Origin of the sequence: Pseudovibrio sp. JE062, from assembly GCF_000156235.1 — a bacterium.
In the GTDB taxonomy this organism is placed as follows: Bacteria; Pseudomonadota; Alphaproteobacteria; order Rhizobiales; family Stappiaceae; genus Pseudovibrio.
On sequence record NZ_DS996808.1, the window covers coordinates 424,507 to 450,419 of the forward strand.

At 54.4% G+C, this 25,913-nt stretch carries 21 protein-coding genes; 12 read left to right on the forward strand and 9 right to left on the reverse strand.

The genetic code is table 11. From position 1 onward, the window contains the following. Positions 1-41 precede the first annotated feature (41 nt). Positions 42-1,394 carry an FAD-dependent oxidoreductase gene (locus tag PJE062_RS12020; protein ID WP_008549191.1) on the reverse strand — a complete coding sequence of 451 codons (1,353 nt, stop codon included), beginning with the start codon at positions 1,392-1,394 and terminating at the stop codon, positions 42-44. Positions 1,395-2,054: 660 nt separating this feature from the next. Here PJE062_RS12020 and PJE062_RS12025 point away from each other — a divergent pair. Continuing rightward, positions 2,055-2,585 (forward strand): GntR family transcriptional regulator, encoded by a 531-nt coding sequence (locus PJE062_RS12025; protein ID WP_008548869.1) that lies wholly within the window; start codon positions 2,055-2,057, stop codon positions 2,583-2,585. 81 nt (positions 2,586-2,666) lie between these two features. Here PJE062_RS12025 and PJE062_RS12030 read toward each other — a convergent pair whose 3' ends face one another. Beyond that, complete coding sequence (locus PJE062_RS12030) at positions 2,667-3,035, reverse strand: DUF1330 domain-containing protein (protein WP_247643118.1); 369 nt, start codon at positions 3,033-3,035, stop codon at positions 2,667-2,669. A 409-nt stretch (positions 3,036-3,444) separates the two neighbouring features. On the opposite strand from PJE062_RS12030, the gene fucU reads away from it, so the two are divergent. The 4 genes from fucU to PJE062_RS12050 all read left to right on the forward strand — a co-directional run bounded on the left by fucU (position 3,445) and on the right by PJE062_RS12050 (position 7,614). Continuing rightward, positions 3,445-3,864: an L-fucose mutarotase gene (gene fucU / locus PJE062_RS12035; RefSeq protein WP_008548978.1), complete on the forward strand. Its 420-nt coding sequence runs from the start codon at positions 3,445-3,447 to the stop codon at positions 3,862-3,864. A gap of 216 nt (positions 3,865-4,080) precedes the next feature. Beyond that, positions 4,081-5,607: a sugar ABC transporter ATP-binding protein gene (locus tag PJE062_RS12040; RefSeq protein ID WP_008549325.1), complete on the forward strand. Its 1,527-nt coding sequence runs from the start codon at positions 4,081-4,083 to the stop codon at positions 5,605-5,607. Next, a complete protein-coding gene (locus tag PJE062_RS12045) occupies positions 5,604-6,614 on the forward strand; it encodes an ABC transporter permease (protein ID WP_008549151.1) in 1,011 nt (336 codons plus the stop codon). The genes PJE062_RS12040 and PJE062_RS12045 overlap by 4 nt, the downstream gene beginning before the upstream one ends. A 55-nt stretch (positions 6,615-6,669) precedes the next feature. Continuing rightward, positions 6,670-7,614 (forward strand): ABC transporter substrate-binding protein, encoded by a 945-nt coding sequence (locus tag PJE062_RS12050; protein WP_008549402.1) that lies wholly within the window; start codon positions 6,670-6,672, stop codon positions 7,612-7,614. A 96-nt stretch (positions 7,615-7,710) separates the two neighbouring features. Here PJE062_RS12050 and katG read toward each other — a convergent pair whose 3' ends face one another. Next, entirely contained in the window at positions 7,711-9,888 is a 2,178-nt protein-coding gene (katG, locus tag PJE062_RS12055; RefSeq protein WP_008549128.1) for a catalase/peroxidase HPI, read from the reverse strand. 290 nt (positions 9,889-10,178) lie between these two features. Here katG and PJE062_RS12060 point away from each other — a divergent pair, with 290 nt between their 5' ends. Together PJE062_RS12060 and PJE062_RS12065 are read left to right on the forward strand one after the other, a co-directional pair. Continuing rightward, entirely contained in the window at positions 10,179-11,738 is a 1,560-nt protein-coding gene (locus PJE062_RS12060) for an L-serine ammonia-lyase, iron-sulfur-dependent, subunit alpha (RefSeq protein ID WP_008549398.1), read from the forward strand. A 109-nt stretch (positions 11,739-11,847) separates the two neighbouring features. Beyond that, on the forward strand, positions 11,848-13,119 hold the full coding sequence (locus PJE062_RS12065; protein WP_008549142.1) for an amidase family protein: 1,272 nt from the start codon (positions 11,848-11,850) through the stop codon (positions 13,117-13,119). Positions 13,120-13,364: 245 nt separating this feature from the next. Here PJE062_RS12065 and PJE062_RS12070 read toward each other — a convergent pair whose 3' ends face one another. Beyond that, positions 13,365-13,733: a VOC family protein gene (locus PJE062_RS12070; RefSeq protein ID WP_008549338.1), complete on the reverse strand. Its 369-nt coding sequence runs from the start codon at positions 13,731-13,733 to the stop codon at positions 13,365-13,367. Positions 13,734-13,846: 113 nt separating this feature from the next. On the opposite strand from PJE062_RS12070, the gene PJE062_RS12075 reads away from it, so the two are divergent. From PJE062_RS12075 to PJE062_RS12085, 3 genes are all read left to right on the forward strand, one after another. Further along, positions 13,847-14,545, forward strand: coding sequence for a YafY family protein (locus PJE062_RS12075; protein WP_008548909.1), 699 nt, complete (start codon positions 13,847-13,849; stop codon positions 14,543-14,545). 207 nt (positions 14,546-14,752) lie between these two features. Further along, on the forward strand, positions 14,753-15,706 hold the full coding sequence (locus PJE062_RS12080) for a TAXI family TRAP transporter solute-binding subunit (protein ID WP_008549064.1): 954 nt from the start codon (positions 14,753-14,755) through the stop codon (positions 15,704-15,706). 69 nt (positions 15,707-15,775) lie between these two features. Next, complete coding sequence (locus PJE062_RS12085) at positions 15,776-17,533, forward strand: TRAP transporter fused permease subunit (protein WP_008549376.1); 1,758 nt, start codon at positions 15,776-15,778, stop codon at positions 17,531-17,533. Between the two features lie 75 nt (positions 17,534-17,608). Here PJE062_RS12085 and PJE062_RS12090 read toward each other — a convergent pair whose 3' ends face one another. Genes PJE062_RS12090 through PJE062_RS12105 form a run of 4 tightly spaced genes read right to left on the reverse strand, consistent with a single transcriptional unit; the run spans position 17,609 to position 22,780 of the window. Then, entirely contained in the window at positions 17,609-18,430 is an 822-nt protein-coding gene (locus PJE062_RS12090) for an inositol monophosphatase (RefSeq protein ID WP_008549292.1), read from the reverse strand. Further along, on the reverse strand, positions 18,430-19,488 hold the full coding sequence (locus PJE062_RS12095; RefSeq protein ID WP_008548949.1) for an ABC transporter ATP-binding protein: 1,059 nt from the start codon (positions 19,486-19,488) through the stop codon (positions 18,430-18,432). The genes PJE062_RS12090 and PJE062_RS12095 overlap by 1 nt, the downstream gene beginning before the upstream one ends. Then, complete coding sequence (locus PJE062_RS12100) at positions 19,485-21,695, reverse strand: iron ABC transporter permease (protein ID WP_037036685.1); 2,211 nt, start codon at positions 21,693-21,695, stop codon at positions 19,485-19,487. Before PJE062_RS12100 ends, PJE062_RS12095 begins: the two co-directional genes overlap by 4 nt. Positions 21,696-21,754: 59 nt before the next feature. Next, positions 21,755-22,780, reverse strand: coding sequence for an ABC transporter substrate-binding protein (locus PJE062_RS12105; protein ID WP_008548993.1), 1,026 nt, complete (start codon positions 22,778-22,780; stop codon positions 21,755-21,757). Between the two features lie 152 nt (positions 22,781-22,932). Between PJE062_RS12105 and PJE062_RS12110 the strand changes: the two genes are divergently transcribed. Continuing rightward, complete coding sequence (locus PJE062_RS12110) at positions 22,933-23,961, forward strand: LacI family DNA-binding transcriptional regulator (RefSeq protein WP_008549460.1); 1,029 nt, start codon at positions 22,933-22,935, stop codon at positions 23,959-23,961. Positions 23,962-23,967: 6 nt separating this feature from the next. On the opposite strand, the gene PJE062_RS12115 is transcribed toward PJE062_RS12110, so the two are convergent. Then, complete coding sequence (locus PJE062_RS12115) at positions 23,968-24,981, reverse strand: NAD-dependent epimerase/dehydratase family protein (RefSeq protein WP_208982276.1); 1,014 nt, start codon at positions 24,979-24,981, stop codon at positions 23,968-23,970. 325 nt (positions 24,982-25,306) lie between these two features. Here PJE062_RS12115 and PJE062_RS12120 point away from each other — a divergent pair, with 325 nt between their 5' ends. Continuing rightward, the gene (locus PJE062_RS12120) at positions 25,307-25,906 is read left to right on the forward strand and encodes a flavoprotein (RefSeq protein ID WP_008549244.1); all 600 of its coding nucleotides are present in this window, start codon (positions 25,307-25,309) and stop codon (positions 25,904-25,906) included. Positions 25,907-25,913: the final 7 nt, after the last annotated feature.

Genomic DNA, 25,913 nt, shown 5'->3' on the forward strand with positions numbered 1-25,913 from the left:
TCCCAGAGTGCCTTGAGGCACCTTCCTTATTGCCCGACTTGTTACAGAGCACTGCCAGCCGCACGCATCGCCTCGCGCAACTCTTTTGTATCTACGTCTCTGTAATTGATCGCTTTTTCGATTTTCTGTTTTGTCGCCACAGCCGCCGCATGGCCCAGCTCAAAGCACTGGGCAGTAACGCGGGCAGAAGCGAGGGCTTCATGTTCAGCACTCAGGCACCGTCCCGCGACAATCACGTTGTCCAGCTCCTTCGGCACCAGCGTGCCGTATGGAACCTCGTAGTAATCTTCCATCAGCCAGTGCAGTTTGCTCTTTTCACCGGCGTGCATTTCAATCGGCCAGGAGGAGCGGACCACGCCATCCTCTGGCTTGTCACAGTTCGCAACATGGTCGTTTGTCAGGGTGGTTTCGCCGCTGATGGTCCGTGTCTGGCGAATACCCACTTCTGGTGGCATGTCAATCAGCTGAGACTCTTCAAAGCCCTTGATCTTGTCTTTGAAGAAGCGGTGATACTCGCGGGCCTGACGACGGCCATAGACTTCTGCGTATGTGAAGTCAGCAGGGTCCACTACGTTCAGCATGCGGTTGTCCTGACCTGCCAGACGGGTGCAGTTCATCAGGAACACGCCCTTCTGCGGGGTCGGGAACACCCATACCTTGTTGCGGGGTGTGTCGTACTCTCTGCTCTCGAAGGCTGTTTTCAGCTTTTCGATCATGTCAGGCGGGCAGATGGTGTTCTTGCCGAAGTAATCGTAGAAGTCGCTTTCCACCACGTCTGACAGACGGAAGATCATGGTTGGGTTCTGGATGGCACCATTATCGCCGAAGCTGTAGTCACACCCCGCTTTCGTCACGAGAGCCGCATCTCCTGACGTATCAATGAAGGCTTTTGCTTTGAGGAAAGTGCTGCCTGCTTTGGATTCCACACGGATCGCGGTGATCTCGTCCCCTTCACGAACCACTTCGGTCATGTAGGTGTGGTAGAGGCACTGAACGCCGGACTCTTCAAGAAGGTCATCGGCAGCTTCCCGCCAGATCAGCGGATCAAAGGTCACCACGTGGGTGTTGCCGTAGATTTGTGGAGGCGTTGCACCGCCTTTTGCCTGCAGGCGAGCACGAAACTCTTCTGCGAAACCGAAAACGATTTGCTTGGCGTCTTTGTTTTCGATGTCGTCCTGGGTGAGGAACAGACCGCAGATGGTGCCTGAGAGGCCAGCGACCGCTCCGCCTCCACAAAACCCGTTTTTCTCGATGAGGATAGTTTTCAAGCCGTTGCGTGCACTCATAACAGCCGCTGCAACACCAGATGGTCCGCCGCCACAAACAACAACATCTGCTTCAGCAAGAACAGGAGATGCGGTTTCTGCTAGGGCAGTCTCTTTCCAGTTTTTCATGGGCGCTTACCTTGTATGCCACGGTTTATGGCTGTTTGCTTTAGTTCTGAGTCCATGAGGACCGTTTGGGTAAACATATCCTCAAATCTGACATATTAGCAACCTTAAAAGCAAAATGAGGAGGCTGTGGCAATGGTAATAACCCTTAGAAATCGACGATTTTTGCCAAATATATGGCGCTGATATGGCAATTGAATCTGCCTGACATGCCAGTGAAATCATGCCAGTATCAGACTATCAAAATGCGATAAAGCGCTCATTACTTTGGCTTTTTCAGTTTGTCTCAAATCTGCAAAGCGCAGCAACTGCCGGAGTTCTATGTAGTTTTTGCGTGACAGAATGACACAATGCTAGCAGCTGATGGATTACGGTATGTAAGAGACGTCCAGGGCTGACATGTCAGGAGATTGCCAAAGGGCCGATAAAGGCCTGTTTCACTGACATAGCAGGAAAAGAAAATAAGAGATTGCTGGCAAATCGGGAATGCACTGTGCTACACTGTGATACAACTGACGCAGAAATAACGCTTTTAAAACAGGGGGTAACCGTGCCTCACGAGAAAACGCAGGCAGAGCTTGCTCGCACGGAAATTGAGCGGAACTGTTTTTCAACGAGCTTGATGTTTCAGCTCTGTACTCTGAAAACAAACTCGCCTCCCTGTTGGATCTGGGCAGAACGCCCGTCCGTGAAGCGCTTCAGGCGCTGGAGCAGGATGAGATGCTGGCCATCCATCCACGCAAAGGCGTGCAGTTCCTCTCCATCACCGCAGAGCAGCAATTGCAGCTGCTGGAAGTACGCAAGCAGATTGAGCCGATCTGTCTGAGATTCGCGGCCATGCGCGCCTCAACCGACCAGCGCCGCGAAATGCTGGCGCTAGGATCGCTGATTGTGCAGAGCGCGAAGGATGAGGATGAAGTGGCGCTGCTGTCCAACCTGCAGGACATCCACCGCATCGTGACGGAAGCCACCAACAACCCGTACTTCCACCATTCCCTTGCCCGCGTGCAAAGTCAGTCACGCCGGTTCTGGTTTGCCAACAAAGACAAATCCGACAACCTGCTGTGCTCCCGCTTCCACGAGGCCATCATGCGCTCCGTCGCCATGGGCAATGAGGAGGAAGCCGTCAAGCAATCCGGCCTGCTGCTTGAGCACCTCACCGAATCCGCTTTCAAGGCTCCAAAGTTCGGTTAGTTTAGGCCGTCAGCGAGCAGCGAAACACGAGCGGGCGAGTCGCAAGACAGCCCGTTTTTTGTGTCTGAGCTCAGCAGCAAATTAATCCAGCCCCTCCACAATCACCGTCTCCACATCGGCAATCCCGCGCCGGAAATCTCGGGCGACTCTGTATTCGGGAGAGTTGTAGCAGGTCATGGCGGCGTCCATGCTTTCGAACTCGGCAATCACGTGGCGGTGGTGTTTTTCGCCTTCCATTTGCTCGGCTTTTTCACCGCGAGCCAGAATGGTGCCGCCATACTTGCGCAGTATGCTTGGCGCAGCCTCGGTGTAGAACCGGTAGGTCTCTGGATCCTTGATGTTGATGCGGGAAACCCAATACGCTTTTGCCATCTGTTTTTCGTTTTCGAAGCTCGGTGTTGCTTCCGGTTTCAGGCTGTTAAAGCCGCCGGAATGCTCATAAATCTGCATGTCTTTGCACAGAATAGAGCGTGCTTCTGAAACCAATCTTACTGGTTTTAGACCAATTAAAAATTCGGGTAAATCTGACGTTAGGGCGCTTTTCGAAAATGCGCTCAAATTCCGCAAAATGAAAAAATGCTCTTGATTAAACGGAAAGCTTTGCTAACCTGCTAACACGAATTAGCAATGGTTCGGCGCTGTATTTTCCGAGAGTTTCAGGGAGCTGTCTCCCAGAGGGATTACCGGAACACTACAGCATCAGCCAAACACCGGAATCAGGGTGCGGGAGTTCTCTCTGGTTCTTCATAGTACATTTATTTGCGGCGGACCTCTGAGCTTTCTTCAACCCTGCTGGAGGTCAGGACGTTTGTTTTACCTGCCCGGTGGTACCGGGCATTTGGTGTGAGTGGGGGCTTAAGTGCTTAAAGGGATCAACCCGATCATTTTTCCGGAACTTTTAAAGATCCTGCACGAGATGGGGCATGGGGATGAGTTGGTACTCAGCGATGCACATTTCCCGGCCTATTCTGTTAGCGACACGGTGCTGCGCGCTGATGGGTGTGAGGCAACCGATCTTCTTGAGGCCATCATGCCTCTCTGGGAGCTGGACCAGTACGACCCGGAGAACGTCATGATGATGGCTGCTGTGGAAGGCGACCAGCTGCCGGATGGGTTGGTTGATGACTATCAGAGTGCTTTGCCAGCGGGTGCGCAAATCACCTTTGTCGAGCGTTTTGCTTTCTATGAGAAGGCGAAGAAGGCGTACTGCGTGGTGGTAACAGGCACCACGCGAAAATATGGAAACGTCATCATCAAGAAGGGCGTGATCCAGGGCTAATGCGCAGTTCTGCAAGTGGATCCGGTTTCGGATGGAACTGCGCGTGACATGAGACAGCGGTGATTGAGGCAAGGCTCGGGGAGGGGCCGTGTCATCAATTAGGTAACAACCGGATGTCTCGGCCATATCATTTTGCTGATCTGCATACCGCAGCATCAGTTGGGATCTGTGCGTTTCCACTGAGGTGTGCATGCCAGCTCTGGGGGGAGAAAATAAATGAATACCATCGTCAGAATGACGGGTATTGAGAAGACGTTTCCGGGTGTGCACGCCCTTAAAAATGTGCAGTTTGATCTGCGTGCCGGTGAAGTTCACGCCCTGATGGGAGAGAACGGAGCAGGCAAATCCACCTTGATGAAAGTGCTTTCCGGCGTTTACACCCGTGACGGCGGAACCATTGAAATCAACGGAAAAGCGGCTGACCCAAAAGGGCCGCGTGAAGCGCAGGAACTCGGAATAGGCATCATCCATCAGGAACTGAGCCTGATGAATGATCTGACGGCGGCACAGAACATCTTCATTGGTCGTGAGCCGCGCCTGCGACTTGGACGTCTTGATGAGGTCGCCCTCAACCAGAAGACCGCTGAGATCTTCAAGAGCATGGCGCTGGACCTGCGTCCGGATGTGCTTGTCGGCAATCTGACCATCGCCAAGCAGCAGATGGTGGAGATCGCCAAGGCACTCTCCTACCGCTCGCAAGTGCTGATCATGGATGAGCCGACAGCCGCGCTCAACGACAAGGAAATCGCCGAGCTGTTCACCATCATCCGCCGCCTGAAAGCGGAAGGTGTTGGCATCATCTACATCAGCCACAAAATGGACGAGCTCCAGCAGATCTCCGACCGCGTCACCGTGATGCGCGATGGCGAGTATGTGGGCACCGTTCCTGCGGCTGACACCCCGGTCAATGAGATCATCTCCATGATGGTTGGCCGCGAGGTGAAAGAAGAAGCCGTCGACGTGCCAGACCTTTCTGCCGCAGACGTAGCGCTGGAAGTGAAGGGGCTCAACCGCGGCACAGAAATCCGCGATGTCAGCTTCTCGCTGAAAAAGGGCGAAATCCTAGGCTTTGCAGGCTTGATGGGTGCTGGGCGAACGGAAGTCGCCCGCGCAATCTTCGGCGCTGATCCGTTGGATTCCGGTGAGATCCGGGTGGATGGTCATACCTGCAAGATCAACAGCCCGTCTGATGCAGTACAGGTTGGTATTGGCTATCTGTCAGAGGATCGCAAACACTTTGGTCTCGCCACCGGCATGGATGTTCGCGCCAACGTGGCTATGGCCAGCATGGACCAGTTCTGCAATCGCTTTGGTGTGCTGAATGAGGCTGGCATGGCAGAGGCCGCCGCCAAGTACATCAAGCAGCTGGAAATCAGAACGCCCTCCGACAAGCAGGAGCTCCAGTTCTTGTCCGGTGGCAACCAGCAAAAGGTGGTCATCGCCAAATGGTTGTTGCGTGATTGCGACATTCTCATCTTTGACGAACCCACACGCGGCATCGACGTGGGAGCGAAATCCGAAATCTACAAGTTGTTGAACTCACTGGCAGAACAGGGCTGCGCGATCATCGTCATCTCCTCTGAACTGCCAGAAGTGATGCGCCTCAGCCATCGCATCGCGGTGATGTGCGAAGGCCGCTTGACCGGCATTTTGCCCGGCGGCAGTTCAACAACCCAGGAAGACATTATGCGCCTCGCAACACAACGCGACCCGGCAGCGCAAATTGTGAGTGAAGTACAATGACAGACACCACCTTAACTCCGCAAAAGAACCTGATCGGTCGTTTTGTGAGCTCGGGCGCACACCAGAAGCTGCTCGCCTTCGCCAGCCTGATCGTCCTGCTCATCGGCTTTGGTCTGGCCTCGCCAAACTTCATGCAGATGTCCAACATGATCGCCATTTTGCAGGCGACCTCGGTCAACGGTGTTCTGGCCATTGCCGCAACGCTTATCATCATCACCGGTGGCATCGATCTGTCCATCGGCACCATGATGACTTTCTGCGCCGTGATCGCCGGTGTGGTGCTCACCTACTGGGGTATGCCGCTGCCGCTGGGTGTGGCCGCTGCCATTGCCACGGGTGCTTTCTGCGGCCTGTGTTCCGGCACATTTGTCGCCAAGATGAAGGTGCCGCCGTTCATTGCAACGCTTGGCATGATGCTGATCCTGAAGGGCCTGTCGCTCGTCATTTCCGGCACACGCCCAATCTACTTCAATGACACTCCGGGGTTTGACCTCATTTCTCGCGGGTCTGTCATTGGCGCCATCATTCCGGGTCTTCAGATCCCCAATGGTGTGCTGATCCTGTTCCTTGTTGCGATTGCAGCCTCTTACATTCTGGGACGAACTGTGCTGGGCCGCTACACCTTCGCACTTGGATCCAACGAGGAATCCGTGCGCCTGTCTGGCGTCAACACGGATGCCTGGAAGATGGGAATCTACGCGCTCGCAGGTGGGATCTGCGGCATCGCTGGCATTCTCATCGCATCCCGCCTCAACTCCGCACAGCCTGCCCTTGGCCTCGGTTACGAGCTGGAAGCCATCGCAGCTGTGGTGATTGGCGGAACGTCTCTTGCCGGAGGACGCGGCACCATCATGGGCACATTGATCGGAGCTCTGATCATGGCCGTGCTGACCAACGGTTTGCGCGTGCTCTCTGTTGCTCAGGAATGGCAGACGGTTGTGACGGGCGGCATCATTATTCTGGCCGTCTATGCGGACATGGCCCGCAAGAAAAAAGCTCATGCATAAGATTGGTTGGGGCGCCTTTGCCCCAGCTGAATATTTTTATCGGGAGGAAATACTCATGTTTACAAGACGTACATTGATTGGCGCATTAGCCTCAGCAACATTGCTTGCAACCAGCTCGCTTTCACTGGCAGCGGATAAGGTCTACATCCCGCTGATCTCCAAGGGCTTCCAGCACCAGTTCTGGCAGGCTGTGAAAGCCGGCGCTGACAACGCAGCTGCTGAGCTGAACGTTGAAATCACCTTTGAAGGCCCGGACAGCGAAGCCATGGTTGATCGCCAGATCGACATGCTGGCTGCAGCTCTGGCGAAGAACCCGGCAGCCATCGGCTTTGCCGCGCTGGACAGTCAGGCCGCGATTCCGCTGCTGCGTCAGGCACAGTCCTCCGGCATTCCGATCATCGCGTTTGACAGCGGCGTCGACAGCGAAATCCCGCTGGCACTGGCAGCAACTGACAACGTGGCAGCCGCAAGCCTGGCCGCAGACAAAATGGCAGAGCTGATTGGCAAGAGCGGTAAAGTGGCCGTGGTCGCACACGACCAGACCAGTCGCACCGGCATCGACCGCCGTGATGGCTTCCTCAACCAGATGAAGAACTATCCGGAGATTGAAGTTGTGACCGTTCAGTACGGTGGTGGTGACCAGCTGAAGTCCACCGAGCTGACCAAAGCGATCCTGACCGCGAACCCGGACATCAAAGGCATCTTCGGCACCAACGAAGGTTCCGCGATCGGTGTGGCCAACGGCGTGCGTGAAATGGGCAGCAAAGACGTTGTGATCATCGGTTACGATTCTGGCCGCGCCCAGAAAGACGCCGTCCGCAGCGGCCTGATGGCAGGCGCCATCACCCAGAACCCGGTCGGCATCGGCTATGAAACCGTCAAGGCAGCCTACATGGCCTCCAAGGGCGAAAAAGTCCCAGCCAACATTGACACCGGCTTCTACTACTACGACGCCTCCAACATGGACTCCCCAGAAATCGCAGCCGTCCTCTACGACTAATCCCCGCTGCATTTCCCTGGCGAACAAAGAAAGGCCTCTCACCACGAGAGGCCTTTTTGCTGACCCGGGCAGTTGCCTGCCCGGGGTGAGGTTTGATTATGCAGTTAGGTCGAAGCGGTCGGCGTTCATGACCTTGGTCCATGTTGCCACGAAGTCTCGGACGAACTTTTCGTGGTTGTCATCCTGGGCGTACACTTCAGCGTAAGCACGCAGGATAGAGTTGGAACCGAACACAAGGTCAGCACTGGTTGCTGTCCACTTGGTCTTGCCGGTGTGACGATCACGGATCTCGTAGGTGCCATCCTTAAGCGGATGCCAGCTGTTGCCCATGTCCGTCAGGTTGACGAAGAAGTCGGTGGTCAGCTGACCTTCACGATCCGTGAAGACACCGTGCTTTGATCCACCGTAGTTGGCACCAAGAACGCGCAGGCCACCAACGAGCACAGTCATTTCCCATCCGGTGAGACGGAGGAGCTGTGCGCGATCCAACATCATTTCTTCTGGGCTAACAGCGTACTCTTGCTTTTGCCAGTTACGGAAGCCATCAGAAATAGGCTCCAATACAGAGAAGGATGCTGCGTCTGTCATCTCATCGGTGGCATCGCCGCGACCAGATGCAAATGGAACTTCCACGCTGAAACCAGCTGCCTTGATGGCATTCTCAACACCAACGTTACCACCAAGTACGATTACATCCGCCACGGATGCACCGGCTTCAGCTGCAATTGACTCAAGCACAGCCAGTACCTTGGCAAGGCGGTCAGGCTCGTTGCCGACCCAGTCCTTTTGCGGAGCAAGGCGGATACGGGCACCGTTGGCGCCGCCGCGCATATCAGACCCACGATAGGTCCGGGCGCTGTCCCATGCGGTTGTGATCAGGTCTTCGTTGCTCAGGCCACTCGCTGCGATTTTGGCTTTCACAGCAGCCACATCGTAGTTGGTGTTGCCTGCCGGAACCGGATCCTGCCAGATGAGGTCTTCTTTCGGTACATCTGGACCAAGATAGTTTGCTCTCGGACCCATATCGCGGTGGGTCAGCTTGAACCATGCGCGCGCAAAAGTATCTCTGAAGTACTCAGGATCTGCCATGAACTTCTGGCAGTATTCGTTGTAGATCGGGTCAACCTTCATCGCCATATCCGCATCAGTCATGATTGGATTGTGGCGAACGGACGGGTCAGTTGGATCGACAGGTTTGTCTTCTTCTTTGATCTCAACTGGTTCCCACTGCCAGGCACCTGCAGGTGATTTGACCTGATGCCATTCATGACCAAACAGCATATCGAAGAAACCCATATCGAATGTGGTTGGGTGTGTGGTCCACGCCCCTTCGATGCCAGAAGTAAAGGCATTTGTTGCCTTGCCGTCTTGTCCAGGGTTGGACCAGCCAAGTCCCTGTTCTTCCAGTCCGGCAGCTTCCGGTGCAACACCGATGTTGTCAACGGCACCACGTCCGTGGGTCTTACCAACGGTGTGACCACCACAGGTCAGCGCAGCTGTTTCCTCATCATTCATCGCCATACGCGCGAAGGTTTCGCGGATCTGGTCGGCTGTTTTTTGTGGGCCAGGAACGCCATTCACGCCTTCCGGGTTCACGTAAATCAGCCCCATATGGGTCGCTGCAAGTGGGTTTTCGAGTGTTGAAGGATCATCCAGATCGTCATAACGCTCTTCACTGCGGGCCAGCCATTCTTTTTCAGATCCCCAATAGGTGTCGATCTCTGGACCCCAGATATCCTCACGGCCAAATCCGAAACCAAAGGTTTTCAGACCCATAGAGTCATAGGCGACTGTACCGGCGAGAATAATCAAATCAGCCCAGGAAAGAGCGTTGCCGTATTTTTTCTTGATAGGCCAAAGCAAGCGGCGTGCTTTATCGAGGCTTGCGTTATCAGGCCAGGAGTTGAGCGGCGCAAAGCGAATGTTGCCAGAACCGCCGCCGCCGCGACCATCTGCCAAACGATAAGAACCAGCTGTGTGCCATGAAAGGCGGATCATCAGACCGCCGTAATGACCCCAGTCGGCCGGCCACCAGTCTTGGCTATCGGTCATGAGTGCGTGGACGTCTGCCTTCACTGCCTCAAAGTCGAGTGATTTGACAGCGTCATGATAATTGAATCCTGGGTCCATCGGGTTGGTACGCGCACCATGTTGATGGAGGATGTCGAGGTTCAAAGCGTCAGGCCACCATCGGGTGACTGGCTTATCCATCGATGTATTCGCGCCATGTACCACCGGACAAACGCCGGATGTCTTGACATCGTTGCCGTGCATAACTGTCTCCGTTACCTATGTTTGGCGATCACTGGGTCTTGACGTAGCGTTTACCTTAAGCGGTGAGACGAAACGATGCATCCAGCAAATCCTAGAATGAATGTAGGTACTGAAGTGTATTAAGTGAAATTGCATCTTTTGCATGCGATGATAAGAATTTCTTATCAGTTAGATTTTGGGTAATGTCTGGGTCGAAACACGGCTGGTTTATGCATCCTCAACACTAAAGAAGCTGCTTCAAACTGATTGTCATTTGTGTAAAATATCACAGTGTTTTCTGGGGAGTTTGCATGAGCACGATCAGTCTTCTTAACTCAATCATTGGCCCTGTTATGAGAGGGCCTTCCAGCTCACATTCAGCTGCTCCCTATTTTCTTGGTAAAACCATTCAACAGCTTGCCGTTTGTGAAGGCGATAAGATTGTTGGTGTTGAAATAGCTTTTGATCCGGGTGGATCATTTGCGCAGGTGTACACCAACCAGGGCAGTGATGAGGGCTTTGCAGCCGGCCTTGTTGGCGAAGAGATCAACTCCCCGACATATAGACAAGCTCTGCCCAATCTTCTGAAGGGGCAACCATTTCCTTTGAAGATAAATATCCGGAAGCTTGAGGTTGCTGATCATCCTAATCGGGTTGAGATTGCTGTTGCGGTGGAAGATCGCGAAGGAACACGTCGGCAAGATTGCTTCAAGGGCCTCTCGATCGGCGGAGGCATGTTCAGGGTCGATGGCCTGAATGGCTACGAAATTGACGTCTCCGGGAGTGACTATGTACTCTTAGCCGAGTGCGGGAACAACGCGGTTCCAGAACAGTTTCTGTCTGGCAAAAAAGTACAGGCTCATATTCGTCAATCGCCTGACAGAAACGCTCAACTTATTGAAATAAAATCCCCTTACCCATTCTCTCATGATGCCCCTTTCATTCAAGAGATACTGGATCAAAGCACCAGGGTAAGATCCTGTGCACCTGTTCAGTTTCCGGTCAGAGATGAGGCATCTCTCTTCGCAAACTCAGCAGATTTGATTGAGCAGGCAAGCATCAACGGCAGTCTTGCTGATCTTGCCCTGTCGTTGGAAGCCAAGCGATTGGGTTTGAGCCAAAGTGAGGCCCGGCAGGCTTTTGCGGATCGGCTTGATATCATGACGGAGGCAGTTCACTCCGGGCTTGCGCTGACAAAAGACAGCTCAAGCATGAAGTTTCTGGAACCAGGTGCAAAACGAGTGGCTGCTGCTGATCCCGTGGAGGTGATAGGCTCACCTTTCCTACAAGGTGCGATCTCCGCCTCTCTTGCTGTTATGGATGCCAACGCCAACATAGGGGTTGTTGTAGCAGCGCCGACGGCCGGGAGCTCGGGGATCGTCCCGGGAACGCTGTACTCCCTTCAGCAGCAAGGTATTGATCGTGAACGGATTATCGATGCACTCCAGGTCACAGCGCTGATTGGGGCTGTCTTTGCCGAGCATGGGAGTTTTGCCGCTGAAACCGGAGGGTGTTCCGTCGAAACCGGCGCATCTGCTGCCATGATGTCGGCGGGGCTTGTTCACCTGTTTGGTGGCTCCGCGCAACAAGCCTTCAATGCTGCCTCTCTCTGTCTCATGAACACACTTGGATTGGTGTGCGACCCTGTTGGCGGAGAAGTTGAAATCCCATGTCACGCGCGAAACATCGCGGGGATTTCTCATGCCCAGTCAGCAGCCGTAGCGAGCCTTTCCGGTTTTGATGCCGTGTTGCCATTTGATGAGATGGTCGTGAGCACACAAAAAGTAGGAGAGCAAATGCACTCCGACCTGCGTTGCACCGCAAAAGGTGGATGTGCCGCGACTCCAACAGCCTGCAGTCTGTGCAGATAACGATAAATGCAACAGGTGCTTACCGGCGATGTTCTGATTTTTCCAGCTTTGACAGGTTGAAAACCTCGGCTTTAGTATGCGTGGTGAGAGTTGATGGAGGGGTGTTGGTATGGTGGTGGATGATGTTGAAGGGCTTTGGGAGAGGCTTGAGGGGGAGGAACTTCGCGGGGTTTTTATTGGGCTGAACCGGGAGCTGGTTGAGGAACTGGTTGTGGCGGCGCAGGTGCGCCGGGCTTCTGGTGAGAAGCTGAGCGCAATTGATGGAGAACTGGTTGCAATCAAAGGGAATATTGCGCTGAAGGGGCACGAGACGACTGCCGGATCGGTGGCGTATTCCACTGAGATTGAGGATGAGCATGCGCTGGTGGTGCAGCGGGTGATTGAGGCGGGCGGCATTCCGATTGGCCCTGCGAATTTGGCTGAGTTTGCCTATACCGGCATCGGCCTCAATCCGCATTACGGCAATGCACCCAACGGGTTGGACCGCGCGCGGGTGCCGGGTGGGTCGTCCTCTGGCAGCGCGGCGGCGATTTCCAATGGTGTCTGTGACTTAGCGATTGGCAGTGATACCTCCGGCTCAACACGTGTGCCCGCTGCCTTTCAGGGCATATGCGGGTATCGAGCGACCATGGGGCGCTATCCCATGGAAGGTGTTGTGCCGCTTGGGGCGAGCCTTGATGTGCTTGGCCCCATGGCGCGAACCGTTGAGGGTATCTGTGCGTTGGATGCGGTGATGTGCGGCAAGCACTCCTCTCATGATACGACGGCAGAAGAACGCGCGTTTCGTCTTGTTGTGCCGGATCTGGATGGGCTGGGCATTTCTGCTGAGATCATGGAGATGTTTGAGCATAGCATTGATACGCTTTCGGCGGCTGGCATCCAGATTGTGCGGAGAGATTTGCGGCCAATTCTGAAAGCACATTTGCTGTTTGCGGAGCATGGAACGCTGGTGAGCGTGGAAGCGCGCGAGCAGATTGCTCAGTATGTAGATGTCAGCAAGGATAAGATTGATCCGCAGATCAAAGCACGACTGGAGCGAGCCCTGCCCATGACGCCGAAGAAGCTGGCGTATTTGAGACGGCAGCGGGCGGTGCTTCAGTCCGAGATTGAGGTGCAGTTGAAAGGTGACCTGCTGCTGATGCCGACTGTGCCGGATGTGCCGCCTCTGATCTCCGAAGTAGAGGAAAGCGTTGAGGCGTTTCAGGAAGCAAACGCACTGGCCTTGCGGCTGACCATGATCACCGCGTTCCTCAACATGCCTTCGCTGGCCTTGCCGGTTGATTTAGAAAAGCCATCTCACAGCATTTCCATCTGCGGGGCTGCTGCGCAAGATGAGCTGGTGCTGGCGGCAGGGTGTGCCGTGGAGCGCGTGCTGCGATAGCGTTGAAGCCATGCGCCTCCATGATCGGGCAGGATGCCTTCACATGGAGGCGGTAGTTTGGTTACACCGTCGCTGTCTGGTCAGATGAGGCCCAAACTTCGACAGGATGCTCAGAGCCATCGGAGACTTCGTAGAAAGTCTCTGTGATCTGTCCATCAAGGTCACCTTGATGAGGGCGAAGCCGTTGGGGATGGCGTCATTTTCGCAGGTAAGCTGTTGAATTTACTCGCTTAGGAGAGCTGAATTCAGCTAAAGGCTTCCGTGAAGAAGATGAGTTTGTTTTTGTCCAGATCTCTCACATAAGCGGAGAAGTAGGGCCCGCGCTGGTTTGGTTCGCCTTCGTCATTTCCGCCCAGCTCAATAGCCAGTTTGTGGAGCCGTTTGACTTCATCAGCTGAGCTCACTCCAAAGCCAACCATGGTGCCGTTTCCGTTTGTAGCGGGCTTGCCATCAATGGGCAGAGCGGTCGCAAAGGCGAACTCCTCGTTCTGCCAGTATGTCAGCCTGTCTGTTTCGGCAATGCGTTTTGGTCCAGCTTGCTCAAAGAGGGAGTCATAGAACTTTGTTGAGGCGTCACGGTCGTTGGTGCCTACTGTGAAATAACCAATTTTCATCGTGTGTTTCCTATGTGTTGTACTCAGATCACCTCGACTTTATTGACAAATAGGACATTTAATGTCCTATTTTTTCGATGACGCGCACAAATTCAAATGGCAGATTAAGACGGATGGAATTGCTGGCTGTTCAGCTGAAGCAAGAGGAGCTTTGCACGGTCAAAGATCTGGCGCTTCAGCATGGGGTCAGCGAACGCACGATCACCCGAGACCTTCAGCTGATGCGGGAGCAAGGCCTGCCCATTGATGCGGATCGCGGTCGTGGGGGCGGCGTTCGTCTGGATCGCAACTGGGGCGTTGGCCGGATGAATCTGGCTTACCCGGAAGCGGTGGATCTGCTGATCAGCATCGCAGTGGCAGAGCAGATGGACTCGCCCATGTTTCTGGCGAGCCTGGGTTCTGTCCGGCGCCAGCTGGTGGCGTCATTCTCACCGGAAAAGCGGCATAAGGTGAACCGGCTGAAGGCGCGTATCCTGATTGGGTCTACTGCCTCCACCTATGTGCAGCGGACGATCAACCCGCCGCCCAAGCATGTCGTGCAAGCGCTTCATCAGGCGTTCATTGATCAGGGTAGTTTGGTCATCAAATACCAACGTGAAGATCTGGCAGAATCCAAACGTACCATCGAACCGCACTACCTGATGCTCAACTATCCTGTTTGGTATGTGATCGCCTTTGACCATCTGAGGAACGGGCCACGCACATTTCGGGCAGACCGGATTTTATCCGCTGACATGACTGGCGAACATTTTCGTCTGTTACCGAAGGATGCGTTTCAGGAGACTTTGGACCGAAACGGTCTCCTGATATGATTGCCTGTCATTTAACGTAGGAACGCAGATTTCGCGTAAAAAACGCAAAACTGCGCAAAATCGCGCAAGCTGTTCGTTCTGTCATGCATTCATGAGAAAATTTCCGTCTCAGAGTGATGGTAAGCTGATCCCCCTACTTGAAAGACCTCATATACTCGATAAAATCTCTCAGCAATTTTAAGCATTTGTCGTTCCAGAGGATGATCCATGAAACTATTACATTCCTGCGTGGCTGCTGCAGCACTTGTCGCGTTTTCATTCAGTGCTCAGGCGGAAACCCGTGTTACTTATAAGTCAGCAAAAACCTCATCCTCTTATTACCAGATGGCGGTTCAGATTGCCGAAGCGATGAAGGAAGCCTCTAACGGGGATATCATCGTCACCGTTGAAGAAAGTCAGGGTTCTGTACAGAACGTGATGGAAGCCGCTGTTCGTCCGGGCAACTACGTTTTCACCACACCGCCAGTGCTTGTTAAGCTCGCTAAGGGCGGCAAGGCGATGTTTGAAAAACGCGCCAATCCAAAGTTTGGTGAAATCCGTGCGCTTTTCCCAATTCCGTCTCTGACCATGCACTTTGTGGTTGGCGAAGACAGCGGCATTGAGAGCTTTGCTGATATGAAGGGCAAGAAAATCCTCATCGGCAAAGGCTCCTTCGGTGCGAAAGAAGGCGCTAAATACCTGAAACTATTCGGTCTTGAAGGTCAGGTAGAACTGGCAGACGTGGAACTTTCCAACGCTGTGCCTGCGTTAAAAAATGGCCAGATAGATGGCTTCGTGACAGCAGGGTCTTATCCGGCACCAAACGTGATTGAAGCGGCTGCGGGCACTGGCGTGAATGTTCTGTCGCTTTCTGATGATCAGATCGCCCAGACCAAGCGCACCAAACTGGTGATCCCGGCTGGCACTTATGCTGGTCAGGAGGCTGACATCACAACAACCTCTCTGCCAGTGGTGGCTTACACAACAACGCAAATGGATGATGATACTGCATACGCGCTGACCAAGAGCTTCTGGGATCAGAAAGCAAAAATGGGCAAGGGCGCAGCATGGTGGAACGGCGTGGACAAGGATCTGCTGAGCAATATCAGCGGCAAGATCCATCCGGGCGCGCTGAAGTTCTACGATGAAGTTGGTTACACCATCACCGACGCACAGCGTTAAGCGCATTCATTTCATCAAACATTCAGGCCCGGAGTACACTTCGGGCCTTTCTCTTTCTAGGTTATTTCGTTGAATAGAATTCACCGTTCCATCTGGCTGGTGCTCGGTCTGGCCACTGTGCTGTTTCATCTGGGTCTGATCTTCTCCGGTCTGGTTCCCAATCTGGTCAGCCGTCCTTTGCATATGGCCTTGGCTTTGCCATGGGCGCTGATCCTGATGGCACGTAATCCCCTTGAAAAGGTGACGGGTTATGTGCTCACAACCTTCGGTGTATTCGCCGCTGGCTGGATTGCGTGGAACCACTCTGCCCTTGGTGATCAGTACGGCTATCTTATTGATAATTTTCAGGTTTATCTGGCTCTTGGCCTGCTGATTACGGTGCTGGAAATGGCGCGACGTGCCATCGGTTGGCCGCTGCCGCTGGTGGCTTTGATTGCGCTGGCCTATGGCATGTTTGGGCAACATATCCCCGGTGAGTTCGGCTATGCTGGCGTTCCGCTGGAAAGTTTCCTCGGTACCATGACCATTGCCGAAGGGGGATTATGGGGCAAGCTGACGGGAGTATCTGTTGGTGTTGTCGCCATCTTTGTGATCTTCGGCGCGTTCCTGAATGCCGGTGAAGCAGGCGCTGGATTCATGAATGTGGCCGCCGCCGCCGCTGGTAAACTGAAAGGCGGAACGGCAAAAGTTTCAGTGATTTCATCGGCTTTGTTCGGATCTATCTCCGGGTCGGCGTCTGCCAACGTGGCCTCTACCGGTGCAATCACACTGCCTGCCATGACCAAGCTGGGCTACCCGCGCGCACTTGCTGCTGCCGTGGAAGCTGTGGCTTCCTCAGGGGGACAAATCATGCCGCCGCTGATGGGAGCAGGGGCATTTGTCATGGTGGAGCTGACCGGCGTGCCGTACACCGGCATCATGGCCGCTGCGATTTTGCCCGCATTCCTGTACTTCTTCGCGGTCTGGATGGGGATTAATGCCTTCGCACGGCGCTATGACCTGAAGGGACTGGCGCCAGAAGATCAGCCGGATACGCGCTCGGTTATCATCACGTCGCTGTTCTTCCTCGTGCCGTTTACGGTGCTGCTCTGGGCCATGTTCGTGCTGGGTTATACCCCTCAATATGCGGCATGCCTGTCCATTATGGTGGCTGTGGCGCTGCTGCTGATCGACAAAAACTTCAAGCTGGACCTGCGGAAAATCGGTGCGCGCTATGAGCAGGCGCTGATGAACTCCGGCAAGCAGGTGGCGATGATCGCCTCGATTATCCTCTGTGCGTCCATCATCATCGGTACCCTTGGGGTGACAGGTCTTGGGGTGAAAATCACCTCACTTATCCTCTCCGGCTCCGGTGGCATGTTGTGGCCCGCGCTGCTGCTGACAGCACTGGCCTGCATGGTATTAGGCATGGAAGTGCCAACAACCGCGGCCTATGTGATCTGCGTTTCCGTTGCTGGTCCGGCGCTGATTGACATCGGATTGGAGCCGCTGCAGGCGCACCTGTTTGTGTTCTGGTTCGCGCTCTTATCCACCATCACCCCTCCAGTCTGCGGGGCAGTGTTTATCGCCGCTGGCATGGTCAACGAGAACTGGCTGAAGGTGGCGTTGTTCGCCATGGCGCTGGGTATCGGCCTCTATCTTATCCCATTGGGAATGATAGCAAATCCGACGCTGATCACTCTGGTGAGTTCACCGGCCTGGTCACTGTTGGCGACGGTGAAAGTGGGGCTTGCGCTCTCTGCAATTTCCTATGGTGTCATCGCACCGTTCTCACCACTTATCCGCGGTGGGCTGATTGGTGGCGGCGGGGTGCTGCTGTTCATCTGAGCACAATAAAAAACAGGCGCTGCTCTGGGTGAACAGCGCCTGCAAGTTTTGCTAACTCATTGACTACTCGGGAGATTAGGCGAACTGAGTTAGATTGGTGAGGTCCAGAACCTCATCAAAAACCTGTGGGGCAGCGCCCAAAACAGGATACGGGGCGCTTGGGTTCTCAGCGACCGGAAATGGGAGAATTTTTCCGCCAGCTTCAGTGATAAGGCAGTATGCAGCCATGCAGTCCCAGGCAGACATGCGCGGCTCAACGTAGCCAACCAAGCGCCCCGCAGCGACCCATGCCAACATTAATGCACCGGAGCCATAACGAGTGTAGCTCACGCCTGCGGACATAAGGTCTTCGAACATTTTACCGACCTGCGCAGGTGCCACGCGATCATTCGCGCCCACGCCCAGCATGCCGGTCTGCAGGTTAAATCGATCGGTCACCCGCACAGGGGAACCGTTAAGAGTGGTGCCTTTGCCGCGCATGGCCGCAAAGCGCTCCTTGAGGACCGGAACATCGATGATGCCGATGGCGGCACCGTCTTTGTCCATGAGGGCGATGCACACGCACCACCCCGGTAAGCCATTGAGAAAAGGAGCAGTTCCGTCAATTGGATCGATGACCCAGGTGTAGCCGGTTGTCCCTTCCACGAAGCCGAACTCCTCACCGAGCAATGCATCCTCAGGGAAGTGCTCTGCGATCAGACCGCGGATTTTCTGCTCCACAGCCTTGTCAGCTTCTGAAACGACATCCTGAGGATGCCGCTTCGTGTCGATGTTCAGATCGCCACGATTGGCGAAGTGCTCAAGCGCGAGCACAGACGCTTCATCAGCCATTTTCTGGGCTGCGTTGAAGCGTTTTTCCAGCTCTGCAGCTTGGTCTAGAACGGCATCTGTCAACATTACTTACCGCCAATCAGTGCAAGACCACGTGCATCAAAGTCGATGCCAACAGAGGTTCCGTTGCCGAGCAGTTCATCGGTGTTGTTGTCAATCACGAACAGCTGACCAAGATCGCTGAGCACTTCGTACTGGAAGTGATCCCCCAGATAAGCCGCGCTCTTGATCTTGCCGGTCAGACCACCGTTCACTTCTTTGCTCAGCTTGATGGAGTTCGCCCGCGCTGCCAGTTTACCCTTACCAACGCTATGGTTCCGGCTGCGCAGGTCAAAGCCTTTGCCACCAACAACAACATTCGCGGTGTCTGCATTCACGCTGCTGATGTCACAATCGAGAATGTTCGCTTCACCAATAAAGTCTGCGATGAACTCGGAAGCTGGGCTCTCATAGAGCTCGTAAGGCGTACCGTCCTGCTCGATGATACCGTCGCGCATCACAACAATACGGTCGGAAACAGCAAGTGCTTCTTCCTGGTCGTGGGTTACGTAAACAGCTGTGAAATCAAGGCGTTGCTGGATCTCGCGGATCTCGGTACGCACCAGACGGCGCAGGCGGGCGTCCAGGTTGGAGAGCGGCTCATCGAGCAGCAGAACCTGCGGCTCCAGAACGAGCGCGCGCGCCACAGCCACACGCTGCTGCTGACCACCGGAAAGCTCGGAAGGAAGACGCGGTGCCTTTTCCCGGAGGCCAACAAGGTCCAGCCCTTTCAGAGCCATCTCTTCTGCATCTTTGAAGCCGCTGGATTCCAGACCGTACTTTACGTTCTCCAGCACGGTCATGTGCGGGAACAGAGCGTAGGACTGAAACACCATGGAAACGTCACGCTGGTTTGGTGGAAGACGGGTAACGTCATCTCCCCCAATCATGATGCGACCAGAGGTCGGGGTCTCCAACCCTGCAATCATGCGCAGGGTTGTTGTCTTGCCACATCCGGATGGCCCCAGAAGGGTTACCAGCTGGCCCGGTTCAATAACCAGATTGAGATCCGGGATTGCAGTAAAGTCGCCGTAGTTTTTGCCGACATTTTCGAAGCGGACCTGACCAAATTTTGCATGTGTCATGCTGCGGCTTCCTTCAGTTTTCCCTGAGCAGGAGATTTTTGAGTAGTTTCTGGACGACGGAGTTTTCTTTCACCAACCAGCAGCTGGAAGATGAGAATGACGGTGACCATCACGAAGATGAGGACGGAGCTGTAGGCAATCGCCACGCCGTATTCGCCGTTTTCAACCAGACCGACCACATAGGCCGTCGCCATGTTGTATTTTGCGCTCACAAGGAAAATGACCGCAGAGATGGATGTGATTGCACGCACGAAGCTGTACACCAGTGCCGCCTGAATGGCTGGACGCAGCAGTGGCAGGATCACTTTCTTCAGCGTGCGTGCACTGTTCGCACCCAGTGTCAGGGATGCTTCATCCAGGTTCCTATCCAGCTGGGACATTGCTGCCACGCCGCCGCGCACACCCACTGGCATGTTACGGAACACGAAGCAGAAGATCAGGATCAGAGCTGTACCGGTCATCTGCAGCGGTGGCAGGTTGAACGCGAGGATGTAGCTGATACCAATCACGGTGCCCGGAATTGCGAAACTCATCATCAGGCCGAATTCAAAGGCAGATTTGCCCGGGAAGTCCTGGCGAACGATGAGCCATGCGGACAGGATGCCAACTGCAGCGGTCAGTGGAGCTGCTGCAAGAGCGATCCACATTGTGGTCCAGAAGCTGTTCCACGCAACACCGGTGAAGGCAAAGCCGTTTTCGAACGAGATGGAGAATGCGGTGATGTAGTGCGCCAGCGTGACGCTGTGGTCCAGACCCCAGACTTTCACGAAGCCGCCGAACAGGATCAAGCCGTAAACTGCAACGGTGAACAGGCTCCACAGAGCAACGATTGTGCCGACTGGGATAGAGATACGCTTTGGCAGTTTCGCATAGCGGCCACCATCGCCCTTACCGGTCACAGTTGCGAAGTTACGCTTACCAAGCCACATACGCTGCGCAAAGAACGCGGAGAGCGTGAAGCCAAGAAGGATGATCGCGAGAACAGCTGCGCGGGATGGATCGCTCTGCGCACCAACAACCGCGAAGAAGATTTCAGTTGAGAGCACACCGCCGTTGCCGCCCAGAACCATCGGGTTACCGAAGTCAGCCATGGACTCGATGAAGCCGATCAGGAAGGCGTTTGCCAGACCCGGTGCCATCAGCGGCAAGGACACTTTACGGAAGGTTCTCCAGCGGCCAGAACGCATGGTCTGACTTGCTTCTTCCAGCGACGGGCTAATGCCTTCAACTACGCCAACCAGAACGAGGAAGGAGATTGGTGTGAAGCTGAGCATCTGCGCAATCCAGATGCCTGGCAGACCGTAAATCCAGCGGCCCAGCTCAAGTCCGGTTGCAGCTTCAATAGCTTCAGTAACAAAACCTGTACGGCCCAGCATCAGCGTCAGGGACAGACCAATCACGAATGGAGGGGTGATGATTGGCAGGATGCTGAGGATGCGCAGACCTTTGCGGAATGGCATCTGCGTACGTGTCACGATCAGCGCGAAGGCAAGGCCCAGCAGTGTAGAACCAGCAGCTGTCGCAAGAGCAAGGAACAGTGTGCGCCACGCGATACCGCAGGACTTGCCAGCCAGACAGCCGAGCGACCAGATCTGCGGATCAACGATGTTACGGGCCACACCATCTGTCGAGAAGTTGCCGCGGAAATCCTGAAAGGCACCGGCGAACATGGACAGAATTGGATAGAAAACAAAGGTCGCTACAAGCAGGATCAAAAGGGAGACGGCAGTCAGAACGATCGCGTCGCCTTTGAGAGCGCCCTTTTCAGCAAGACCAAATGAAATGAAAGTGGTGAATGTGAGAGCAAGAAGAACCGCACCGGCACCGAACGCAGGCTGACCATCTACCTGGCCAAACATTGCCTCCAGCACGCTCCAGTTCCAGCCGCGCAGGCCGATGGAGAGACCTTCCAGCACCATCCAGAACAAGCCCAGAGCACCGATCATGGCAATGGTTTTGCCACGGCGACCCGGCTTAGCCTTCAAGCGCAGATAACCTGCAGCACCAACAAGAACAAACACTGGGAGCAATTGCAGCTTTCCAAGGAAAAGCTGGAAAAAGCCCGGCCAATAGCGCTCTTTGCTCAGGAAATCCAGAACCCATTCGCCGCCAAAAAAGCCGCTGCGAATGTGGAACCAAGGCAATATAAACAACCCAAGGACGCCGCATATGAGTGCGAGGTCCAGCCGACGATTTTCATTTGTCATTTGGAAAGAACCAGATTTTTTGGGGAAACGGGGCAGGCTTCAGCCCGCCCCGATCTCAATCAGTTTGCAGCAGCGCCAACTTCCATGTCCCAGCGTGCCAGCAGGTTTCTGCGGCGGTCGCTGCTTCCGTATTCAGCAAAATCGTAGTCGATCAGACGTACATTTTCGAGCTTCGGAGCTGCTTCTGGCTGAGTAGAACCCTTGTTGGATGGGATCTGGTAGGAACCAGTTTCAGCCATCAGGTTCTGTGCTTCTGGAGTGAGCACCCAATCGTAGAATACTTTTGCAGCATCTGGGTTTGGCGAACCATCGATGAGAGACATGGAGCCGATTTCGTAACCGGTGCCTTCACATGGCGCGACAACCTCGATTGGGAAACCTGCTTCTGCCTGCTTTACAGCGTCGTGCATGAACACGATGCCGAGGCCTGCTTCACCGCGGGCTGCAGCCTTAACAGGTGCGGAGCCAGACTTGGTGTACTGTGAAACGTTCTTGCCCAGAGCCAACAGGTATTCGAAGGCTTCTTCTTCACCCATCAGCTGAACGAGAGTAGCAAGCGCGGTGTAAGCAGTGCCGGAAGAGTTAGGATCTGCAATAGAGATCTCACCCTTCAGAGCAGGGTTGAGCAGGTCAGACCAGCACTTAGGACCTTCAATGCCCTTTTTCGCGAGGATCTCTTTGTTGTAGCCCCAGCCAAGTGCGCCGGAGTACACGCCTACAGTGCGGTAGCCAGAAGTTTCTGCCTGAGCAACAGCCCATGGAAGAAGTTCTTCAAGCATTGGCGACTTGTAAGCCACTGAGAGCTGATCGTTTGCTGCCTGCAGATGCGGATCACCGGTACCACCCCACCATACGTCCGTCTGCGGATTGCGAGCTTCTGCACGGATCTTTGCATAAGCTTCACCTGAAGAAAGACGGATCATGCTGACGTCAGTGCCTGTCTTTTCTTCAAACTTTGCTGCGAGCTTTTCACAAAGTGCGTTGTCAGCAGAACAGATCATGCTCAGTTCATCTGCTGAAGCCGCGCTTGCACCTGCACCCACAATAAGGGTTGCACCCAACAAAGCTGTCTTAATGGATTTCATAATAACTCCTCCCAAACACGTTGTGTACACGTGTACATAATATAGTCGGCTAAATTTTTGCAATGTCAACTTTATTCCAAGAAAGACTAATTTATTTTATGGATATTTCCTGATATGGAGATGCAACCGTGTACAAAAATCAGCGAAATTTGATGTCGGAAAAAGTGTCTTCAAGAAAGCAGCAGGTCAGGGCTGAGGACGTGGCGCGCCACGCAGGTGTCTCCCGTGTTTCAGTGTCCAGAACCTTCACTCCGGGGGCCAGTGTTTCCGCCGCTACACGCGCTAAGGTATTGAAATCCGCAGAAATACTAGGGTACCGCGTAAACCGCCTTGCAAGCAGCCTCAACCGCTCTGAGAGTGGCATCGTGGCGCTCATCGCAGCCGAGATTGATACGCCGCACCGTTCTGCGATGATCGCTGAACTCTCTGACAAGCTACAGGCCGCTGGCAAGGTAACAATGCTTATCAACACCAGTGGATATGAGGAGCGTGTGAAGGATGCTTTGCTGCAAGCAATCAGTTTTCGCACAGAAGCAGCGATCATTTTGTCTGGTGCACCGGACCCCTCCTTAGCCGACACATGTTTTAGCAATGGCATGAAGCTGGTGTTGATCAACCGTGAGGAAGACTTCCCCGGTTCTCTGCAGATTGGGCCAGATAACAGAGCTGCTGGTAAGACCGCGCTGAAGGCTCTTTTGCGTGCAGGATGCAAGCGAATCGCCCTTGCAAACTCCGCAAACGCGACCTGGAGCATTCTTGAACGCCAGAAAGGCTTTGTGGATGCAGCTGAAGAAGCTGGGGTTGAGGTTCTGAGCGAAGTGGGCGGCCTCACGTCCTATCAGGCCGGTCTGGAACTGGGCACTGCACTGCTGGATAGGGAAGACCGTCCTGATGGCATTTTCTGTACAACTGACCTGATTGCCTGCGGTGTGATTGATGCTGCTCGCCAACGGTTTGGCCTGCGCACACCGGATGATCTTTCTGTCATCGGCTTTGATGATATCGCGCAGGCAGAGTGGGAAGGCTATGACCTGACCACCTTCGCACAGCCAACGGATCAGATCATCGAGAAGTGTCTGGAATGGTGCACCACAGAGCGACCAGACACCGAAACGGTGAAACTGCCTGCCAAGTTTGTTTGGCGCAACAGCGTGCAGAAAGCACGCATCCCGTTGAAGTAGGAAAGATCAGGCTTGCGGTGCGAGCCTGACGTGTTCATAGGCCTCATAAAACTCAGCGAACATCTGCTGAATGCCCCGCATCGGAACCCCAAGGCTGTCGCGTTTGCTGAAATCAAAGCGCGTCGGTGGTTCTGGATCTTTGCCAAGTGGAGCAGGGAGTGCCTCCAGCGGCACGTACTCCGCGATCTCCTGATAAATCCGCGCCCAACTCCAGCTTCCGCTGAGCGCAAAGTAACGGCCTGCAGTCTTTGGGTTCTCCAGTGCAGCCAAGGACATCTTCGCCAGATCATCTGGTGAGGTCAGCGACATAGAGCCTGCTGGAACTGTGCTGTGCCAACCGGTTTTGCCGTTACGCAATTTTGCGAGAAAGCTGAGAACATGGCCTTTCAGGTGGGATGGCAGGAGCGGAGCACCGACCATCATGCTTGGCAAAAACGTACAGAATCGCATGCCATGCTCTTCAGTGAAGGCTTCAGCGGTTGCCTCCATCACGGTTTTTTGGGCCTGAGCATACTTCTGTTGCTGGATCTGCATCTCAGCGTCAGAAATGTCTCTGTCCTCGTGCTTTTCAAAGGACGGTGTGGCAGGTTCTGCAGAAGCGGTGCTGGAGCAAAGAACAGCAGTCTTTGTACCTTGTCTCTGTGCGGCTTTCAGAATGTTCAGGCAGGCTTGCTCAGCGGGGCGGATGATCTCGCTGATGCCACGATCGCGATCCAGCTCGGCGGCAGGCGTTCCATCTGCTCCATGCTTGAGTGTTGGAATGCAAGCAATGAACACGGCTTCAGCTTGCGTTAAAGGCGCATCGAAACTCTCAGGCTCTGAGGTGTCTGCCGAAAACAGGTGAAGCCGCTCTGCTGCGCCGGGCAAATGCATCAAGCCGCTGACTTTATCGAGCTGGGAAATGTCGCGCAGGGTGCCGTTGACGCGGTAGCCGCGAGCAAGGGCTTCTTTGACCATATAGGCCCCGGCCAACCCGCTGGCGCCTGCTATGCAAATGGTTTTGACTTCCGCTTTCGACATCAAACCCTCCAGATCCAGCAGCCTCGCGGTTCTTGCTGAGCGGAACTGTGCCAGCACTACATTCTCATTGCACATAGGAAGTTCTGAGGCTGGGTATCAGAGGAGCTGAGGGCACGTCCTCAAGAAACCTGAGGAGAGCAATTCAAAGAAACAATTGGAATATCCGGCCTGATTTGAGGTCATCTGACCCCAGAAAAAGACACCGCGCGATGAGCTGGCTGAGCTGTACAACAACCTCCCCTAGGGTTCAGCAGACTCCGCAATGACGCCAATCGCGCGGAACCTCCATCATTTTGAAATGAATTTCTACAGAGAGGATATTTCCATGGTCACCAATGAGACACCCGATAAGGCCCGCATTTTGATTGGCGCCAGCGCATCTCTGGATGCAACACTGCTGCCCAACTATCTGCGTGAAATCAAGAATTCGATTGATTGCACACTCACCGCCATGTTCACCCCTAACGCCATCAACTTTGTGAACATGGATAGCATCGCACTGTTTGTGGACCGGGTGATTTGCGGCGATGATCCAAAGGACTGGGCGACAGACAAGCCGGGACGCATTGCAGCGGAGCACGACATTCTCGCCGTCATGCCAGCCACTGCCAACACGCTCTCTGCCGTAGCGCATGGGTCTTCCCTGAACCGCCTGACCACAGTCATTCTGGCAGCCGAGTTCCCTGTGCTGTTCTTCCCCGTGATGGGCGGTCCAATGTGGAAGAAGGCCTCTGTAAAACGCAATGTGGCGCAGATCCGTGAGGATGGCTATGAGGTGTGTGATCCGGTATGGCGCGAGAATTTTGACCCGCATATGGGCAAGATCCACGGCCACCAGTCACTGCCTGATCCTGAGGTGGTGGTGGAGCAGATCAAAAAGCATCTGCCGCAGTATCAGGTGCGCAGAGAGCTTGAGCTCAGTTAAGCGCTGC

Excerpts from the sequence above, each read along its gene's own strand:
- PJE062_RS12020 (WP_008549191.1), bottom strand. The coding sequence starts at position 1,394 with ATGAAAAACTGGAAAGAGACTGCCCTAGCAGAAACCGCATCTCCTGTT.
- PJE062_RS12030 (WP_247643118.1), bottom strand. The coding sequence starts at position 3,035 with ATGCAGATTTATGAGCATTCCGGCGGCTTTAACAGCCTGAAACCGGAA.
- PJE062_RS12040 (WP_008549325.1), top strand. The coding sequence starts at position 4,081 with ATGAATACCATCGTCAGAATGACGGGTATTGAGAAGACGTTTCCGGGT.
- PJE062_RS12045 (WP_008549151.1), top strand. The coding sequence starts at position 5,604 with ATGACAGACACCACCTTAACTCCGCAAAAGAACCTGATCGGTCGTTTT.
- PJE062_RS12050 (WP_008549402.1), top strand. The coding sequence starts at position 6,670 with ATGTTTACAAGACGTACATTGATTGGCGCATTAGCCTCAGCAACATTG.
- katG (WP_008549128.1), bottom strand. The coding sequence starts at position 9,888 with ATGCACGGCAACGATGTCAAGACATCCGGCGTTTGTCCGGTGGTACAT.
- PJE062_RS12060 (WP_008549398.1), top strand. The coding sequence starts at position 10,179 with ATGAGCACGATCAGTCTTCTTAACTCAATCATTGGCCCTGTTATGAGA.
- PJE062_RS12065 (WP_008549142.1), top strand. The coding sequence starts at position 11,848 with ATGGTGGTGGATGATGTTGAAGGGCTTTGGGAGAGGCTTGAGGGGGAG.
- PJE062_RS12070 (WP_008549338.1), bottom strand. The coding sequence starts at position 13,733 with ATGAAAATTGGTTATTTCACAGTAGGCACCAACGACCGTGACGCCTCA.
- PJE062_RS12075 (WP_008548909.1), top strand. The coding sequence starts at position 13,847 with ATGGAATTGCTGGCTGTTCAGCTGAAGCAAGAGGAGCTTTGCACGGTC.
- PJE062_RS12080 (WP_008549064.1), top strand. The coding sequence starts at position 14,753 with ATGAAACTATTACATTCCTGCGTGGCTGCTGCAGCACTTGTCGCGTTT.
- PJE062_RS12090 (WP_008549292.1), bottom strand. The coding sequence starts at position 18,430 with ATGTTGACAGATGCCGTTCTAGACCAAGCTGCAGAGCTGGAAAAACGC.
- PJE062_RS12095 (WP_008548949.1), bottom strand. The coding sequence starts at position 19,488 with ATGACACATGCAAAATTTGGTCAGGTCCGCTTCGAAAATGTCGGCAAA.
- PJE062_RS12100 (WP_037036685.1), bottom strand. The coding sequence starts at position 21,695 with ATGACAAATGAAAATCGTCGGCTGGACCTCGCACTCATATGCGGCGTC.
- PJE062_RS12105 (WP_008548993.1), bottom strand. The coding sequence starts at position 22,780 with ATGAAATCCATTAAGACAGCTTTGTTGGGTGCAACCCTTATTGTGGGT.
- PJE062_RS12110 (WP_008549460.1), top strand. The coding sequence starts at position 22,933 with ATGTCGGAAAAAGTGTCTTCAAGAAAGCAGCAGGTCAGGGCTGAGGAC.
- PJE062_RS12115 (WP_208982276.1), bottom strand. The coding sequence starts at position 24,981 with ATGTCGAAAGCGGAAGTCAAAACCATTTGCATAGCAGGCGCCAGCGGG.
- PJE062_RS12120 (WP_008549244.1), top strand. The coding sequence starts at position 25,307 with ATGGTCACCAATGAGACACCCGATAAGGCCCGCATTTTGATTGGCGCC.